Below are 15200 nucleotides of genomic sequence, written 5' to 3'. Positions count from 1 at the left end.
TTTATCGTATATTTTTTGCAGTTCATCTTATCCTTTTTCCGACTAATCTAAAATCGAGGTTAATTACTATTTTCTACTAGTATTTTTGATGGTATAAATAATAAATATCATGAAAAAAACAGCACCAATAACAGTAGAATTATTAAAAACCGATGGGTACTTTTTTAAGATTAAACTTTCTCATTTGGAAGTTCCTATTACTGTAAATAAAGAATATTACGATAGCCTTATCAAGAATTCTAAAGATTATAAAATCATTTAGAATCATAATTATATCATAATAGTTTATATAAATTTTTATCTCTATAACTTTATAATTAACTTTGTCGTAAATATTTTACGCTATGGTTTTTATCATTAAATTATTCTTATACTTACTTAAGTTTACTTTTGGATTTACTCTTATTATCCTAAACTTTTTATTAAATAAATAACAAGTACCAGCTTTCTTATTATTCTTTTTTAGTTGTTTTTTATCTACATCAAAGAGATAAAAAACAAACACAGAAAAGCTTTTTTCTCAATATAACATCTTTGTAAAAGAACTGGTCTATTTTCTTTTCATTCATAATTTTTTGTCATTACTTTTACAATACAGTAAACCTTCAAAATAATTAAAAAACTGTATTATGACTAATTCAATCCTAGACTTAAAAGGAATTTCATTAATTACAAAACTCGATCAAAAAACACTTTTTGGCGGCAATACCGACCCTAATGATTTTTATGATTGCCACGGAGCCTATACACGTTGTAATTTAAAATACCCTAAAGATTTTGACGCTTTCGACCATTGTATGGCTCGAGAAGGGTGTAGAGAATAAACACAATTATTACCTACTGATTTTTTTATGGAATTCCCCTATTTATTTTATGGTTTTTCATGTCTAATCTTATCTTTTTAGATATATTTTTGAATCATTAAAAAAATTAGACACAACATTAAAACAATTAAAAGTTAACCACGGTTTTCTTTTAATTGTTTTATTAATTGACCAAAAAGAGTTATTTCTGTGAAATAACTCTTTTTTTTAGGGTTAATCAAAACCTACCTGTTTAATACAATGAAATTAATAATGTAACAACAAATTACTTTATCAAGAATTTAATGTTATCTTAGAAAAGAGGTGTCTGGAGGTGATAACCTCTTTTCTTTTTTTAACTTCTTTTATACAAGCCTTTTTTTATCTTTACAAAAATTAACTATTTATGAATTTAAGCTTTAAAGCTATAGATAAAAAAAATATTTTGTCTATTCTTCCTCTTCTAAAAAAGGTAAACACCACTACTCCACATGATATTTTAGAAAAACGTGTTTCAGAAATGATTGAATATGACACTTATGAATGTGTTGGTGTTTTTGACAATGATAAATTAATTGGAATTTCTGGACTTTGGTATAGTTTAAGACATTACTCTGGTAAAAGTGTTGAACCTGACCATGTAATTATTGACGAGACCTATCGAGGGAAAAATATTGGTAAACAATTCTTTAACTGGATTTATGAATACACAAAATCTAAAGGCTGTGAAGTAATAGAGCTAAATACTTACACTGGTAATAGAAAGTCTCACAAATTTTACTACAACGAAGGTTTTGAAATCTATGGCTTTCATTTTCTGAAAGTTATGAGAGAAGATCAAAAATTCTATTAATTTTTTCTTTTTTTTCATTGTAAATAATAGAAACTATACTATATTTGCAACCGCTTTTAACAACAAGTAATTTAATTGTTATTAAAAGTTAAAGAACGACAAGAAATTGTTAAAAGTCTTTACCTAATGCGAGAGTAGCTCAGTTGGTAGAGCGTCAGCCTTCCAAGCTGAATGTCGCCGGTTCGAACCCGGTCTCTCGCTCAAATTAAAATACGACAAGTAATTGTCAAAAAGTCTTTACCTATGCGAGAGTAGCTCAGTTGGTAGAGCGTCAGCCTTCCAAGCTGAATGTCGCCGGTTCGAACCCGGTCTCTCGCTCAAATTAAAATATGACAAGTAATTGTCAAAAAGTCTTTATCAATGCGAGAGTAGCTCAGTTGGTAGAGCGTCAGCCTTCCAAGCTGAATGTCGCCGGTTCGAACCCGGTCTCTCGCTCAAAAAACCGAAACAAATGTTTCGGTTTTTTTATTCATTTAACTTCAGCTTATCTCCAAACAAAAACATTACTAAAATAATTAATCCCATAAGCCCAATCATTATTGGATTATTACTAACAACACTAGGTTTTAAAAACAATGTTAAAACATAGCCACCTATAGCTCCACCTAAATGCGCTGAATGACCAATATTACCCAATTGCTTCTTCATCCCATAAATTGAATACACTAAATAACCTATTCCCAACGCATAAGCCGGAAAGTCTATAAAAGGGAAAAATATAAAACTATATGTTTTACTAGGATACAACATAATTGCAGAAAACATAATACCAGAAACAGCTCCAGACGCACCTACTGCACTATAATAAAACTCATGTTTATGCTGATATAAAGAATACATACTTCCTAACAATAAACTACCCAAATAAATTAATGCAAAATTTATTGTAGAAAAATTACCGATTACTAAGCCCCCAAAAAGATACAAAGCATACATATTAAACCCTAAATGCGCCCAATCTGCATGTAAAAAACCAGAAGTTATCATTCTTATTTTCTCTCCATTTAGAATTTTTTGAACTTGAAATTTATAGCGATCAAAAAAAAGAAGATCGTTAAATCCCTTATAGGAAACTAAAACATTGGCAACTATCAATACTAATACTATCTGACTCATAACTTTCTTTAAATATCAACAAACATAATCAAAAGTTAATAAAGTAGTAGATTGATATTTTAATGCGATATTTGCGTTTTAAATTTAAAACATGCAATTACTACTATTTTCTATTGTTTATCCTATAGTTTGGTTGATTTCAAGACTACCAATGAGAATTTTATATTTCTTCTCAGATATCTTCTTTCTTATTCTATACTACCTAGTTGGTTATAGAAAAAAAGTTGTTGAAGCAAACATTAAAATGGCTTTTCCAGAAAAGAATGATTCTGAAGTAAAAAAAATATCTAAAAAATTCTTCAGACACTTTGTCGATTTAATTTTTGAGAGTGTAAAAGCTTTTACTATTAGTGAAAAAGAGATATTGAAACGTTACAAATACAAAAATCCCGAACTGATAAATGAAATTGCAGCGAAAGGAAAAAGTATTGCTTTAGTTGGTGCGCATCAAGCTAATTGGGAATGGTCTATTAACCTACCCCTTGTTCTTAACATTAATGTTGCCGGAGCATATACTAAATTAGGAAATAAATATTTTGAGAAAAAAGTAAAAGAATCTCGAATGAAATTTGGCATCACTGGTTTTAAAACTTCAGAAACGGTTAAAGGGATCCACAAAGACTATATGAATAAAATCCAAAGTTTATACATACTACTAAGTGATCAATCTCCACAAGTACACAAAACACATTACTGGACCGAGTTTATGGGAGTTAAAGTACCTATTCATACTGGAGCAGAAATGCTAGCTAAAAAATATGATTTTGCAGTTGTTAATTACGTAGCAAAAAAAATAAAAAGAGGGTATTTTGAAACCCATTTTGAACTTATCACAGAAAATCCTAAGGAATTTGACAATTATCAAATTACTGATAAATATCTAAAAATTACAGAAAAGAATATTAAAGACCAACCCGAATTCTATTTATGGTCTCATAAGCGTTTTAAGCATAGAGATAAATATGAAGAATGGCGTAAAAATTATAAAGCTTCTCGAAAATAATCGAGAAGCTTTATTTTTTCATTTACTTTTATTTTATCTACTATTTTAAAATAAAAAAAGCTTTCTCTAAACGAGAAAGCTTTTGGGTGGATGATGGGATTCGAACCCACGACCCTCGGCACCACAAACCGATGCTCTAACCAACTGAGCTACAACCACCATGTGACTTGCGGGTGCAAATATAAGACAGTTTCTCATATCTGCAAAACTTTTTTTTAAATTAATTTACTTAAATTTTCTACCGCCACGTAACGTTCTGAGGTATAACCTTCTGCAAAATCGACTCCAATCAATCTTCCTAAATCTTTTGCTCTATATTCTACACTTTCTGTAAAATTTTTGCTTGTTATTGGTGTTTCTGGCTCATTACTTTTCGGATCAAAGAACTGAGATGAGTATGCTAATACCGATTTTATCTTTTTATCCATGAAACCTGATACATCAATTACAAAGTCTGGCTCAATATTTTTCCATTGAATATAATGATATACTTGTTTTGGTCTCCATTTTTCTTGAGACACTCCATCTAGCTCAGTTTCTATTTTTAACAATCCGCTTAAAAAACACGCATCAGATACTAACTTACTTCCTTTTGGGTGATCGATATGACGATCATCAATAGCATTACATAATACTATTTCTGGCTTGTACTTACGTATCATCTTTATCACTTCCAACTGATGCTCTTTATCGTTTCTAAAAAACCCATCAGCAAAACCTAAATTTTCTCTTACAGATACTCCTAAAATCTCGGCAGCCTTGGCTGCTTCTATATCTCGTAATTCAGCAGATCCTCTAGTACCCAATTCTCCTCTTGTTAAATCTACAATTCCTACTTTTTTTCCTAAAGAGACTTCTTTTGCTATGGTTGCTGCACAACCTAACTCTACATCATCTGGATGTGCTCCAAATGCCAATATATCTAGTTTCATTTATTCTATATTCTTTTCTTAATTATTATCAACTATAACAATTGATTTATAAATTTCTATTCTTTCTATAAACAAGTTTAACTAAAGCATAAAACTCCCTTTATACCTGAACTGTTTTCCATTTTCCTTTTCTAAATAACCAAATACCTATTACTGCAATAAGTACCTCAGCTAATGTTATTGACCAAAACACTCCTTTTGGTCCAAAATCTAAGACAATAGCTGATATATATGCTAAAGGCAATTGAAACATCCAAAAACATATAAAATTGATTAATGTTGGTGTTTTCGTATCTCCAGATCCATTAAACGATTGTATTATAACCATTCCATAGGCATAAGCTATATAACCAGCTGCCATGATTTGTAAACATAAAGCTCCATTTTCTATAACTACTGTACTATCTGAAAACCAACTTAGAAAAGTAGGCGCAAAAAGGATATAAATAAGAGATACAGCACCCATAAAATAAGCACATAATCTACTAGTAATCCATACTGATTTTTCTGCCCTATCAGGCTGTTTTGCCCCTAAATTTTGTCCTACTAAGGTTGCTGCTGCATTACTCATTCCCCAGGCAGGCATTAATGTAAACATCATTATACGTATAGCAATGGTATAGCCCGCTAAAACTTCACTTCCAAATTTTGCCATTATCCACATTAAAAACACCCAGCTCGATGTACCTATAATGAATTGACCTATTCCTCCTAATGATGTTTTTATTAGATTAATCATTACTGAAGTTCTAAGTACTAAGTCTTTTAATGCTAATTTTACTTTTCCTGCTCCAAAAAACAGTATTAATAATTGTGCTACCACTGCTACTCCTCTACCTGTTGTAGTAGCAATTGCTGCACCCTCTACACCATAAGCTGGTATAGGGCCTAGTCCAAAAATAAAAATAGGATCTAAAATAATATTCAATCCATTAGATAAAATCAATGTCCACATAGCAATAGAAGCATTTCCTGCACCTCTAAAAATTGCATTGATTAAAAAAAGTAACATTACAGTAATGTTTCCACCTAATATTATTTGTGTATATCGATATCCCTCTTCTATTAAGGCTGGTTCTCCACCCATTAACCCTAATATTTCCTTTGGATACAGTATACCTATAAAACTAATTGCTATAGAAATCGCTATTCCTAAGAATATTACCTGAACAGCTGTTTGATTTGCTCCTTCACTATCTTTTTCTCCTGTTCTTCTTGCTACCAGTGCTGTTGCAGCCATACTTAACCCGATAGCTACTGCGTATACTAAGGTTAATACAGACTCTGTAAGTCCTACTGTTGCTACGGCATTTACACTAACTCTTGACACAAAAATGATATCTACTAAAGCAAAAATTGACTCCATCATCATTTCAAGAATCATAGGAATTGCCAACATGAAAATAGCCTTATTGATACTTCCTTGTGTAAAATCTTGTTGTTTTCCGAAAACGGCGTCTTTAAAAAGTGAGAATATATTTTGTTTGGTTGTTTGATTGTTCTCTGTCATCATTATTTTTTTTGATATGAAAAATACTCCTTAAAGTATTAAGGATGAAATTGGGGTCGTTATATACGACAAGTCTGAAGTAAAAAACTTAAACAATCATAATACTACAAATATGCAAAAAATATTTTTAAGTAATTTCTCTTCCATAAAAATATATATATCTTCGCTATTATGATTCGTGTATGTATTCTTGGAGGAGGCAATGTAGCAACACATTTAGCCAAAGCTTTTTTAAAAGCTTCTAATGTAGAATTAACGCAAATATATGCGCGTTCTATAGAACAAGTTATCGATTTTAAACATCAAACTTCTATAACGAATTCTTTAGACTTACTTGATGAAGCTGATGTATATATTATAGCTGTTTCCGACGATGCAATTGCAAAAGTTTCTTCTGAATTAATAACAAATAATCAATTAGTGGTTCACACTTCAGGTTCCGCTCCTTTAGATTTGTTAAAAAAACATGCTCGATCTGGTGTGTTTTACCCTCTTCAAAGTTTTTCAAAAGAAAAAGAAGTAGATTTTTCTACCATACCATTTTGTTTGGAAACATCTAATGAAGAAGATTTTCCAATACTTGAACAATTAGCTTCAGCCATAGGGAAAAAAATATATGCTATAAATTCAGAACAGAGAAAAAGATTACATGTAGCAGCGGTTTTTGTAAACAATTTTACCAATCATATTTATAAAATTGGTTCTGATATTTGTACAGAGCATAAAGTTCCTTTTGAAGTTTTACTTCCTTTAATTCAAGAAACTTCAAGAAAAATTATTGAACTATCGCCTGAAAAAGCACAAACTGGTCCTGCTAAGAGAAACGATCAAGATACAATTCAAAATCATTTAGAATTGTTAAATACTGAACAACAAGAAATTTATAAATTAATTACAAAATCAATCCAAAACAATGGAGAAAAGTTATAAAGAAATATTACCTCAAATAGATACATTTATTTTTGATGTAGATGGAGTATTAACCAATGGTATTGTTACTGTTTTTCCTGACGGACAATTAGTACGTCAAATGAATATTAAAGATGGTTATGCCTTAAAAGCAGCTGTTAAAGCTGGCTATAGAGTTTGTATTATTTCTGGAGGTAAAAACGAGGGGGTACGTACTCGTTTGGCTAATTTAGGCATTAGTGATATTTATTTAGGAGCACATGATAAAACAAAACAATTCAATGAATTAGTTGAAAAATACAATTTAAACACAGAAAATGTGTTATACATGGGTGATGATATTCCAGATTTCCCCGTAATGAAATTGGTAGGTATGCCTTGTTGCCCTAATGATGCTGTTAGAGAAATTCAACAAGTATCTAAGTATATTTCTGATAAAACTGGTGGAAATGGTTGCGCTCGAGATGTGATAGAGCAAGTATTGCGAGTTCAACAAAAATGGGATAGCAATTTTGATGCTCAATACGATTAATTGGAATAATTTTTGAAATTTTCTCTCTATAAAACTTATAAAAAATGAAAAAAATAATTTTTACCTTTTTATGTATCGCTTTTAGTAGTTCAATTTTTTCTCAATCTATCTTTGGTAAATGGCAAAATATTGACGAAAAAACCAACAAAGTAGATTCTGTAATTGAAATTTATGAAAAGAACGGAAAAGCCTATGCTAAAATTATAGAGATTACCGATAAAGATAGACAAGAAGCCGTATGTGACAAATGTAAGGGTAAACGTAAAAATGCTCCTATTTTAGGTATGAACATTTTAACTGGGTTGAAAAAAGATGGTGATGAATGGTCTGGTGGAAAAATTTTAGATCCTAAAAATGGTAAAGAATATAAATGCTATATAAAGTTAGAAAATAAGAATAAGCTAAAAATTCGTGGATATATAGGCTTTGCTGCTTTTGGTAGAACTGCTTATTGGTATAAAAATAAATAGCTGATTAACTAAAAATATTAGTAAAGCCTAAATGAAAAATCATTTAGGCTTTACTTTTATATAAATATTTGTAAGGTTTAATCAAAAACAGCAACTAACTAAGTGAATTTGAATTAATTAAACCTAAAACATTAATTAACACTGGAGCATTTAACCGTGCTCCTTTTTTATTTCATATAGAAAATCGTATTTACATTTCTCTCTTACGTTTTTGAATTTTTCTTATTTCATATCTTCTTTTTTTATTTTTTAGTCCATAGATTTTTTAAATCATAACACAAATACAATAGAGCAATGAGATAGTAAATATTTAAATTCAATTCCCTGATTGATTTAAACATCAAGATTTTCTTGAGAAAACAAGCTTCTTATTACTTTAAGGGAAACTAATAATTTGATTAACTCAAGTAAAATAGAACAACTACTTCCCTCATTGCTTACTTTTTTCATTAACTAGTTGAACTAATTTAATTCTTCAACTAGTTTTCTTGCTATAACTGTATCGTATATTATTTTTAACTTAGATATTTTATTTTCAGAATCTAATTCAATAATATCAACAACATCAAACTCTACTTTGGTGTTATTTTTCAAAGTCCATTTATAAGTAAAATACAGCGCTAAATCGTTTGAATCATTTTGTTCAAAAATTCCTTTTAGGTATAACTTTGAATTTGTAGTATCATCTTTTAACTCGTGGTAAAACTGATTTGCTTTTTTTATTCCATAAATGGGTGAATCGACTATTCCGTTTTCATTAAACAAATCAATTACCTTTTCAACATCTCCATTTTCAAGATGCTCTAAGTATTTATTAGCTAACTCTTTTTTATTCATTTTTATTCGTTTTTATAACTTCTCTTTTAGAATTTCAAATTGTTTTTTCAATATAAATTCATTTCGGTTATGCCCTACTCCTTTTATTGTAAAATATCCTTTATGAGGCGCCTTTATTTTTTCAAAATACAATTTACTTATTTTTTTAGATGTTAATATATCTTGTTCTCCTTGTACAATATAAATTGGTACTTTAAATATTAAAGAATTTGATAGTAAAACAATTAAAACTGTTAAGTTTATTAATACTTTAATATAAAATATTTTTAGAAAAGGACATCTTTAAAATAACATTGTTACACCTTACCTGTAATTTGATAGCTCAAATCATTAAAAAACAACCTTTTAAAAAGACTCTTCAAATTAAAAAATTCTAACCTTTTGATTAGTAACTCTAAAAATTATCTTAAAAAAATGTTAATTACTTAGGGTAAATTCAATCTTAACAGTTTAATTAATGTGTTTCCCTTGAATTAATATAATAGAGGATGCTTCTTCGGAAGCGTTCTTTATTATCATCAAATCCTTGTTTCAATCAAAAACATAAGGTTAAATTAAGGTAAATCAGTTTTTAATAGTTAGTGATAATGCTCCGAAAGGAGCATTTTTCATTTTTTTTAAGAAAATCTCTTGTAAGTTTTAAAAAATTGCTCGTCTAAAAATCCGAAATTGAATTGCTAGGGGGCTTTTCATTTTTACACTATGAAGGGAGCATTTTTATGCTCCTTTTTATTTTATCAATACTTTTCAATATTGGCTATTATTATGGATTCGCCTTACTTTTTTTATGGAATTTCTCGTATAAAAAGAATTATATCTATCTAAATTTGAGAAACTTTAATTTTCAAAACTATGTTAAATAACATTTCAAAATTAGGTACTCCCCTAAACAAAAAAGAACAAAAAACTATTAACGGTGGATTTAGATGGTCTCAATGTGGACGTAGAATGTGTTGTGCAAGATTTCCAAATGGGGAAATTTTTAGGGAGCCATGTTATTGTGATTCATGGGGACATTGTACCTTACTATAATTAATAATCAAACTGCTGAAGTTCTTGGTTACAAACTTCAGTAGTTTAACTTCTTACTGCTCTAATTGTATAGTTTTTTTAGATCAAATTTTTCAATTAAATATTTATCTTTCCAATCTTTATTAACATGCTCTATTATAAGAGCTTCTGCGAATCCTATATCATAAACAGTTATTCTCTTCTCCTTTGAAAGCTTCATTTTTTTTACATTTTCTAAATGTCGAGTATAAAACTCTTTTAAATACATTTCATAAGCCACAAAATCTTTTAAATTTAAAACTTCTTTTGAAGGTTCAATACCTTGCAATAATTTCAAAAATGCATATTCGGTATATCTAGCAATTCCTTCTTGATACCATTGAAAAGAAATGTATTTATAATCATCTTCTCTCAGAGACCCTTTAAATTCTTTTCTCTTATCTATATACTGCTTATATACTTTCTCCCAATTCTTGTTATTTCTTGCCTTTACTGCTTTTATTAAAAACTCTGTATACTTATCATAATATTTATTTACACTAATATCTTCATAAGGAAATGGATAATTTAGTTGCCACATTCCAGTTTGATCTCCTTTTGAAATCCCTAATGCTAACGCATCTTTGTTATAGTTGGGTGAATTATATTGATATTGATGAAAACGTTCATGCAACAAAGTAATGATCCATTCAGTTGAATTAAGACCTGTATTTTCTGGTGTTCCAATGACAATACAATTAACTCCATTAACAGCAGGAAATGTAGCTAGAAAACGTTTATTAAACTGTTTTTTTCGCACATAAACTTCAGTCTTTAAAATTTCATCTTTACCTATTAGTTTAAAATCTTTAGTTGGATTCGGATGATTAATCAGGTATTCATACTTATCTGTAACTAAAATAATTGTAAAAGGAGAGCTATTAAACCCCTTCCAAATAGCATCTCCATAAGTTTCTGAAATCTTAATCGCCTCTCTTATTCTAATTTTATCTTCTAATCTAAAATCTAGATTAGCTTTAGAATTTTTCGTAGCAAAACTAATTGCACAAAAAATTGCAAGCATTCTTAAAACATCCATTATTTGCTTTTTAGTGTTTTATAAAGGACTGATAATAATTATTAATGTTGCAAAAACTACTTTATAAAACATAAATCCATCTGCTTTAAAACAGATAAACCTTTATAAAACTACTAGTAATAAAAGGATTGACTATATTTCTCTTAAGATTTTTTTTTAGCTGTATTAAATTAAAATTAATGCACAAATCCATACAGCTATAATAAACAAGTTAAAAAAGATTAAATTTAGTCGAGCGTTTTCAGTTATCTTCTTAGTTATATTCACATAAACAATTGAAATCATTATAACCCCATTAAACAAAATCAATAAAAGCTTATTAAAACCATTAAATCCCGATGCTAAAGCTACACCTACATTTTCGGATGTTTTTACTGTTTTTACCGTTTTAAAAAGCGGGCTTACTGTTAATTTTATCTTAGGTGATTCTATTTTAGTTTCTATAGTAGAAAACTTTAGACCATTTGCAGTTGTATATTTATATCCAATACTTTTATTAGCTCTTACAGAATTATCTTGTGAAGTTTGTGGTGTTTTTATAAAACTCACATAAGAAATTGAATCATTTACAATTGTCTCAGGTAAGAGAAAAAAGTCTGCTAAAAACAAAGCTGTTATTAATATTGGTTTCAATAAAAAGATTGTAAACTTTTTTTTAAAATCTTTTTTAAAAAACAAATTAATTTTCCCTGAAACTATATTTATATGCATAGCAATTCAATTAAATCGATTCAATATTTTTTAACATTCTAATACACATAGCTGCTGTTTGTATTAACTCTTTTTCTACTTCTTCTATTTTCCCTCCTTCATATTCAAACTGTAGTGCAGCTCTAGTTGCTTCTCCCGACTCTTCATTTACTATTGCTATTTGATGCAATATATCTTTTGGCCAATTTGGGTGCATGACTTCTGCTTTCCCTAACTCTTCTTTTATTTTAGTTATTGCTAAATTTTCAGTCATTCGTTTATTTTTATTTTATGAAAAATTGTTAAAATCAACTAAATATAGAGTTTATTGAAACTAAAAAGACCTCTTTATATGTTAAATTAATTTCTTTGGGGCTAATTTTAATTTTCCTTCTAATTCCTTCATAGGTTTAATAGTCTCTAATTTTTCAACCTGCCACTGCTATGTAATTTCACCAAATTTAAGGACTGTGATTTTACTGGCATTGTAAATTGTTTTTGTTTTCTGCTTTAATTCTTAGACTTCTTTAAATTTTAGACTAAAAAAGGTTGTAACACTTTCTACTTTTTTGCTACTTATAATAAACAATTAACTATGCAAAAATCAAGAATACTCATTTTATTTATTTTAGGATTAATCTCAATATCTTTTTCTTACATATTCGGATACCTTTTTAACCTTTCTGACCTAATAAAAGGTGTTTTTATTGGATTTGGAATTGGATTCTTAATCACATCCTTGAAACATTATAAATTAAAAACACTGTAGAGCAACAACTTAACTAAAAAACAAACCAAAAAAGTTTTAAACTAGCTTTTATAACTCTTCTGTTTTTTACGGTTTTACCTTACTTTTTTTACGTCTTTTTCTTCATTTTATAATTTTTTGTATCCTATTTTCGCGGCTAATGTGTTATGGGGATGACACTTGTAATGAATAATTAAGGGGTTTCAGAAATGAGCTCCTTTTTTGCTTATAAAGCTTCAATGTTTCTTCACGAAAAAGTATTAACAATCAAACTCTTTTTAATTGTTATATACAATCTTTAAGCAACTTATTTTAACTAGTTTTTTTTGAAATTTTTAACTTTATTTATTCGTTTCCAACATATAGATTTGCTCAAAATAATTTCATTGTGTTAGTCCCCTAATAAGACCTCGATATTCCCTTTTATCGAGGTCTTTTTTATAAAAGAACTATGTAGGAAGTTATTTTACTTCTAAACATCTTTTTCTAAAACAACAAAATTTTCAAGCAAACACTCAAAATAATTAATAAGAATCAAATGATGATTTTTTATTTAAATCAGCTTTTTTAATATTATTTTTTCTTTCTCTTATCAAATATTAACATTTTTAAATAACCTTATTTAATAATTAAGTATCTTTATTAGGCAATGAGGATATAGTTATATTTAGATTCGGTCCCCTGAACGAAATAAACTACAGAAGTTTTTTATATCTAATTTTGCCATCGAAATCAAAAATTAGTTTAGAAAGCTTCATTGAGGAATTTTAGAGGAAAACATGAATAAACCTTTCGTAAAACATATAATTAAACTCCTCATTGTTTTTCTTACATAAGGAGAACTTACCTATTTCCGTTTTGTTTGTAGGAAAAGTTTCTTCAACGAAACTTTATTGCTTTTCATCTAATTTTAAAAAACACAACCTCTTTCTCTAACTATCTTTGAAGTATAAATAAAGATTTTGTTTTTTTCATTACATAGTTAGATTGATTAGTTAGTTTTAAGAAAAGAAGTATCCTTGATGGCAGATTACTTCTTTTCTTTTTTATTTGAAGTAAAAAAGACTGGAATTTAGAATATTATCTAAATCATAAAAACTAAGATATATTACCAATTAATTAGATTTCCCTAACCTAAAAAAGTAATTATAGTATTATTAGTGATAATTACTCAGTTTTTCAAGATTAATAGCTTTTTAAAAAAGTACTTGCTTTAACTTTCTATACTATCTACAATTATTTTTTTCTGAAACTCTAAATCTTCTACAGAAAACTTTCTAAGTTTTCTTTCAAAGTTTTCAATGCAACTTAACTCAAAGAAATTTTTAATAACTCCAAACTCAGTAATTAAATCTCGAGACGATGAATTAATTTCAAAATAAGGAACATCTCCCCTTAAAATTTGAGCTACTTCATGCTCGTAAATTAACCATAAATTAGAATTCTTTGGTACGTTTTTAAATGCTACTGCCAAATATTTTCTAATTTTCTGTTCGTATTCCTTTTTGTTTTTTAAATTTTTTGGAAGATTCATAAACCTCAAAATCTTACCATAAATATTTGTTGCTCTCCATATAAAACGCACAGGCACATTTTCAAAGTTTTTAATAGGAGATTTTTGGGATAATAAAAAAACTCTTTTTTCCAATAGGAATTTGTAACAACTTTCAAACCCTGAAATTAGTTCATTGATATATTCATTATAATAAACTCTTTCCCCTTTTAGCATAGGGATATTATGTTTATAAAAATTTTTAGTTATTAATCGAGAAACCATTTTCCAATCTTTGGTAAATCTATATAACCCTTCTTTTTTTAAAACTTTTTCATTGTACTTTTTACTATAACCAAAACCACATAACCAGTTAGATTTTTCAGATGTCATTTCTTTACTAGGTAACAGTAAACTGTTCAAAACCGAATCTGACAACTCTTCGACACCTATATCCTTAAAAAAATGTTTATACTCTTCTGATTTTTTGGGCTGAATAATAGTTTCATGATCTATTATAACAGGAGAAGAAGCTTTGGCTATTAAATTTTCATAATGAAAATCTGTACCATTCAATAGATATATGATACAAAGAATAAAACCTGATCTTTTATAATATTGTTTTAATTCTTCTTCAGATTTACATTCTTTATACTCAACAAACTCTAACCAGTGATAACTTTCTTTATTTAAAATATCATATTTATAATCTCCTAATTCAAAATATTTACTTATCCAATCCAATAAAGAATTATAAGCTATTGTAATCTTACCTGAACTAGGCTTATATACTATTTTTTTATTTTCCTCTAAGGTTAAGAGCGCAGTAGATTTTCCGTTATGTAAATCTCCTTGACCAATATTTATATCTTGAAATTCCTCTCCATCAAGTAAATTATCTCTTAATAAAAAATATTTATCCCTATGAAAAGCTTTTGTAATTTCTTTATATAAAACATCTATGTTCTTCTGCTGTGTTTTTAAAATATTTTCAATTGCTGGAAATTGATTATAAAAATCCTTCCAATTGGTTAACTCTAACTCTTTAAAATATTTGTCAAAACAAAAATCATCCTTTTCCTTATAAAGATTCATATGCTCTAGCAAAACCTGTTCAAAAGTTGTGCAAATGCTTTGCTTAAGCCTTGTATTCATATCTAATTGAAACGGCATTGTTTTTTGAGGTTGTTTAGTCATTGAATTCTATTTTAAGTGA

At 28.3% G+C, this 15200-nt stretch carries 16 protein-coding genes and 4 tRNA genes; 11 read left to right on the top strand and 9 right to left on the bottom strand.

The annotated features are described in order from the left end of the window. The first annotated feature begins 109 nt into the window (after positions 1-109). From MHN29_RS03620 to MHN29_RS03595, 6 genes are all read left to right on the top strand, one after another. Positions 110-262: a hypothetical protein gene (locus MHN29_RS03620; RefSeq protein ID WP_235272836.1), complete on the top strand. Its 153-nt coding sequence runs from the start codon at positions 110-112 to the stop codon at positions 260-262. A 367-nt stretch (positions 263-629) separates the two neighbouring features. Beyond that, positions 630-824, top strand: coding sequence for a hypothetical protein (locus MHN29_RS03615; protein ID WP_235272837.1), 195 nt, complete (start codon positions 630-632; stop codon positions 822-824). A gap of 385 nt (positions 825-1209) precedes the next feature. Further along, a complete protein-coding gene (locus MHN29_RS03610; RefSeq protein ID WP_235272838.1) occupies positions 1210-1656 on the top strand; it encodes a GNAT family N-acetyltransferase in 447 nt (148 codons plus the stop codon). A 128-nt stretch (positions 1657-1784) separates the two neighbouring features. Then, a tRNA-Gly gene (locus MHN29_RS03605) sits at positions 1785-1857 on the top strand. 44 nt (positions 1858-1901) lie between these two features. After that, positions 1902-1974 (top strand) — tRNA-Gly (locus MHN29_RS03600). 44 nt (positions 1975-2018) lie between these two features. Further along, positions 2019-2091 (top strand) — tRNA-Gly (locus tag MHN29_RS03595). 30 nt (positions 2092-2121) lie between these two features. On the opposite strand, the gene MHN29_RS03590 is transcribed toward MHN29_RS03595, so the two are convergent. Beyond that, positions 2122-2772 (bottom strand): rhomboid family intramembrane serine protease, encoded by a 651-nt coding sequence (locus MHN29_RS03590; RefSeq protein ID WP_235272839.1) that lies wholly within the window; start codon positions 2770-2772, stop codon positions 2122-2124. A 91-nt stretch (positions 2773-2863) separates the two neighbouring features. On the opposite strand from MHN29_RS03590, the gene MHN29_RS03585 reads away from it, so the two are divergent. Next, positions 2864-3775 carry a lysophospholipid acyltransferase family protein gene (locus MHN29_RS03585; protein WP_235272840.1) on the top strand — a complete coding sequence of 304 codons (912 nt, stop codon included), beginning with the start codon at positions 2864-2866 and terminating at the stop codon, positions 3773-3775. A gap of 85 nt (positions 3776-3860) precedes the next feature. On the opposite strand, the gene MHN29_RS03580 is transcribed toward MHN29_RS03585, so the two are convergent. The 3 genes from MHN29_RS03580 to MHN29_RS03570 form a co-directional block, all read right to left on the bottom strand. Further along, positions 3861-3934: transfer RNA gene (locus tag MHN29_RS03580), tRNA-His, on the bottom strand. A gap of 56 nt (positions 3935-3990) precedes the next feature. Then, entirely contained in the window at positions 3991-4707 is a 717-nt protein-coding gene (gene bshB1, locus MHN29_RS03575) for a bacillithiol biosynthesis deacetylase BshB1 (protein WP_235272841.1), read from the bottom strand. 100 nt (positions 4708-4807) lie between these two features. After that, complete coding sequence (locus tag MHN29_RS03570) at positions 4808-6217, bottom strand: MATE family efflux transporter (RefSeq protein ID WP_235272842.1); 1410 nt, start codon at positions 6215-6217, stop codon at positions 4808-4810. A gap of 171 nt (positions 6218-6388) precedes the next feature. On the opposite strand from MHN29_RS03570, the gene MHN29_RS03565 reads away from it, so the two are divergent. The 3 genes from MHN29_RS03565 to MHN29_RS03555 are packed head-to-tail and all read left to right on the top strand — an operon-like array spanning position 6389 to position 8128. Continuing rightward, positions 6389-7147 (top strand): Rossmann-like and DUF2520 domain-containing protein, encoded by a 759-nt coding sequence (locus MHN29_RS03565; RefSeq protein ID WP_235272843.1) that lies wholly within the window; start codon positions 6389-6391, stop codon positions 7145-7147. Further along, a complete protein-coding gene (locus MHN29_RS03560; RefSeq protein WP_150899777.1) occupies positions 7131-7658 on the top strand; it encodes an HAD family hydrolase in 528 nt (175 codons plus the stop codon). Before MHN29_RS03565 ends, MHN29_RS03560 begins: the two co-directional genes overlap by 17 nt. 44 nt (positions 7659-7702) lie before the next feature. Beyond that, on the top strand, positions 7703-8128 hold the full coding sequence (locus MHN29_RS03555; protein ID WP_235272844.1) for a DUF2147 domain-containing protein: 426 nt from the start codon (positions 7703-7705) through the stop codon (positions 8126-8128). Positions 8129-8590: 462 nt separating this feature from the next. Here MHN29_RS03555 and MHN29_RS03550 read toward each other — a convergent pair whose 3' ends face one another. Further along, a complete protein-coding gene (locus MHN29_RS03550) occupies positions 8591-8965 on the bottom strand; it encodes a nuclear transport factor 2 family protein (RefSeq protein ID WP_235272845.1) in 375 nt (124 codons plus the stop codon). Between the two features lie 852 nt (positions 8966-9817). On the opposite strand from MHN29_RS03550, the gene MHN29_RS03545 reads away from it, so the two are divergent. Then, the gene (locus MHN29_RS03545) at positions 9818-9997 is read left to right on the top strand and encodes a hypothetical protein (RefSeq protein WP_235272846.1); all 180 of its coding nucleotides are present in this window, start codon (positions 9818-9820) and stop codon (positions 9995-9997) included. 61 nt (positions 9998-10058) lie between these two features. Here MHN29_RS03545 and MHN29_RS03540 read toward each other — a convergent pair whose 3' ends face one another. The 4 genes from MHN29_RS03540 to lanM form a co-directional block, all read right to left on the bottom strand. Next, positions 10059-11054, bottom strand: coding sequence for a hypothetical protein (locus MHN29_RS03540; RefSeq protein WP_235272847.1), 996 nt, complete (start codon positions 11052-11054; stop codon positions 10059-10061). A gap of 165 nt (positions 11055-11219) precedes the next feature. Further along, a complete protein-coding gene (locus MHN29_RS03535; protein WP_235272848.1) occupies positions 11220-11687 on the bottom strand; it encodes a hypothetical protein in 468 nt (155 codons plus the stop codon). An 88-nt stretch (positions 11688-11775) separates the two neighbouring features. Further along, positions 11776-12018: a hypothetical protein gene (locus tag MHN29_RS03530; RefSeq protein ID WP_235272849.1), complete on the bottom strand. Its 243-nt coding sequence runs from the start codon at positions 12016-12018 to the stop codon at positions 11776-11778. A gap of 1687 nt (positions 12019-13705) precedes the next feature. Further along, positions 13706-15181 carry a type 2 lanthipeptide synthetase LanM gene (gene lanM, locus MHN29_RS03525; RefSeq protein WP_235272850.1) on the bottom strand — a complete coding sequence of 492 codons (1476 nt, stop codon included), beginning with the start codon at positions 15179-15181 and terminating at the stop codon, positions 13706-13708. Positions 15182-15200: the final 19 nt, after the last annotated feature.

Origin of the sequence: Tenacibaculum sp. Cn5-46, assembly GCF_022347705.1 — a bacterium.
Classification (GTDB): domain Bacteria; phylum Bacteroidota; class Bacteroidia; order Flavobacteriales; family Flavobacteriaceae; genus Polaribacter; species Polaribacter aiptasiae.
The sequence above is the reverse complement of the archived record's forward strand: the minus strand, read 5'-3'. Positions and strand labels throughout refer to the sequence as shown.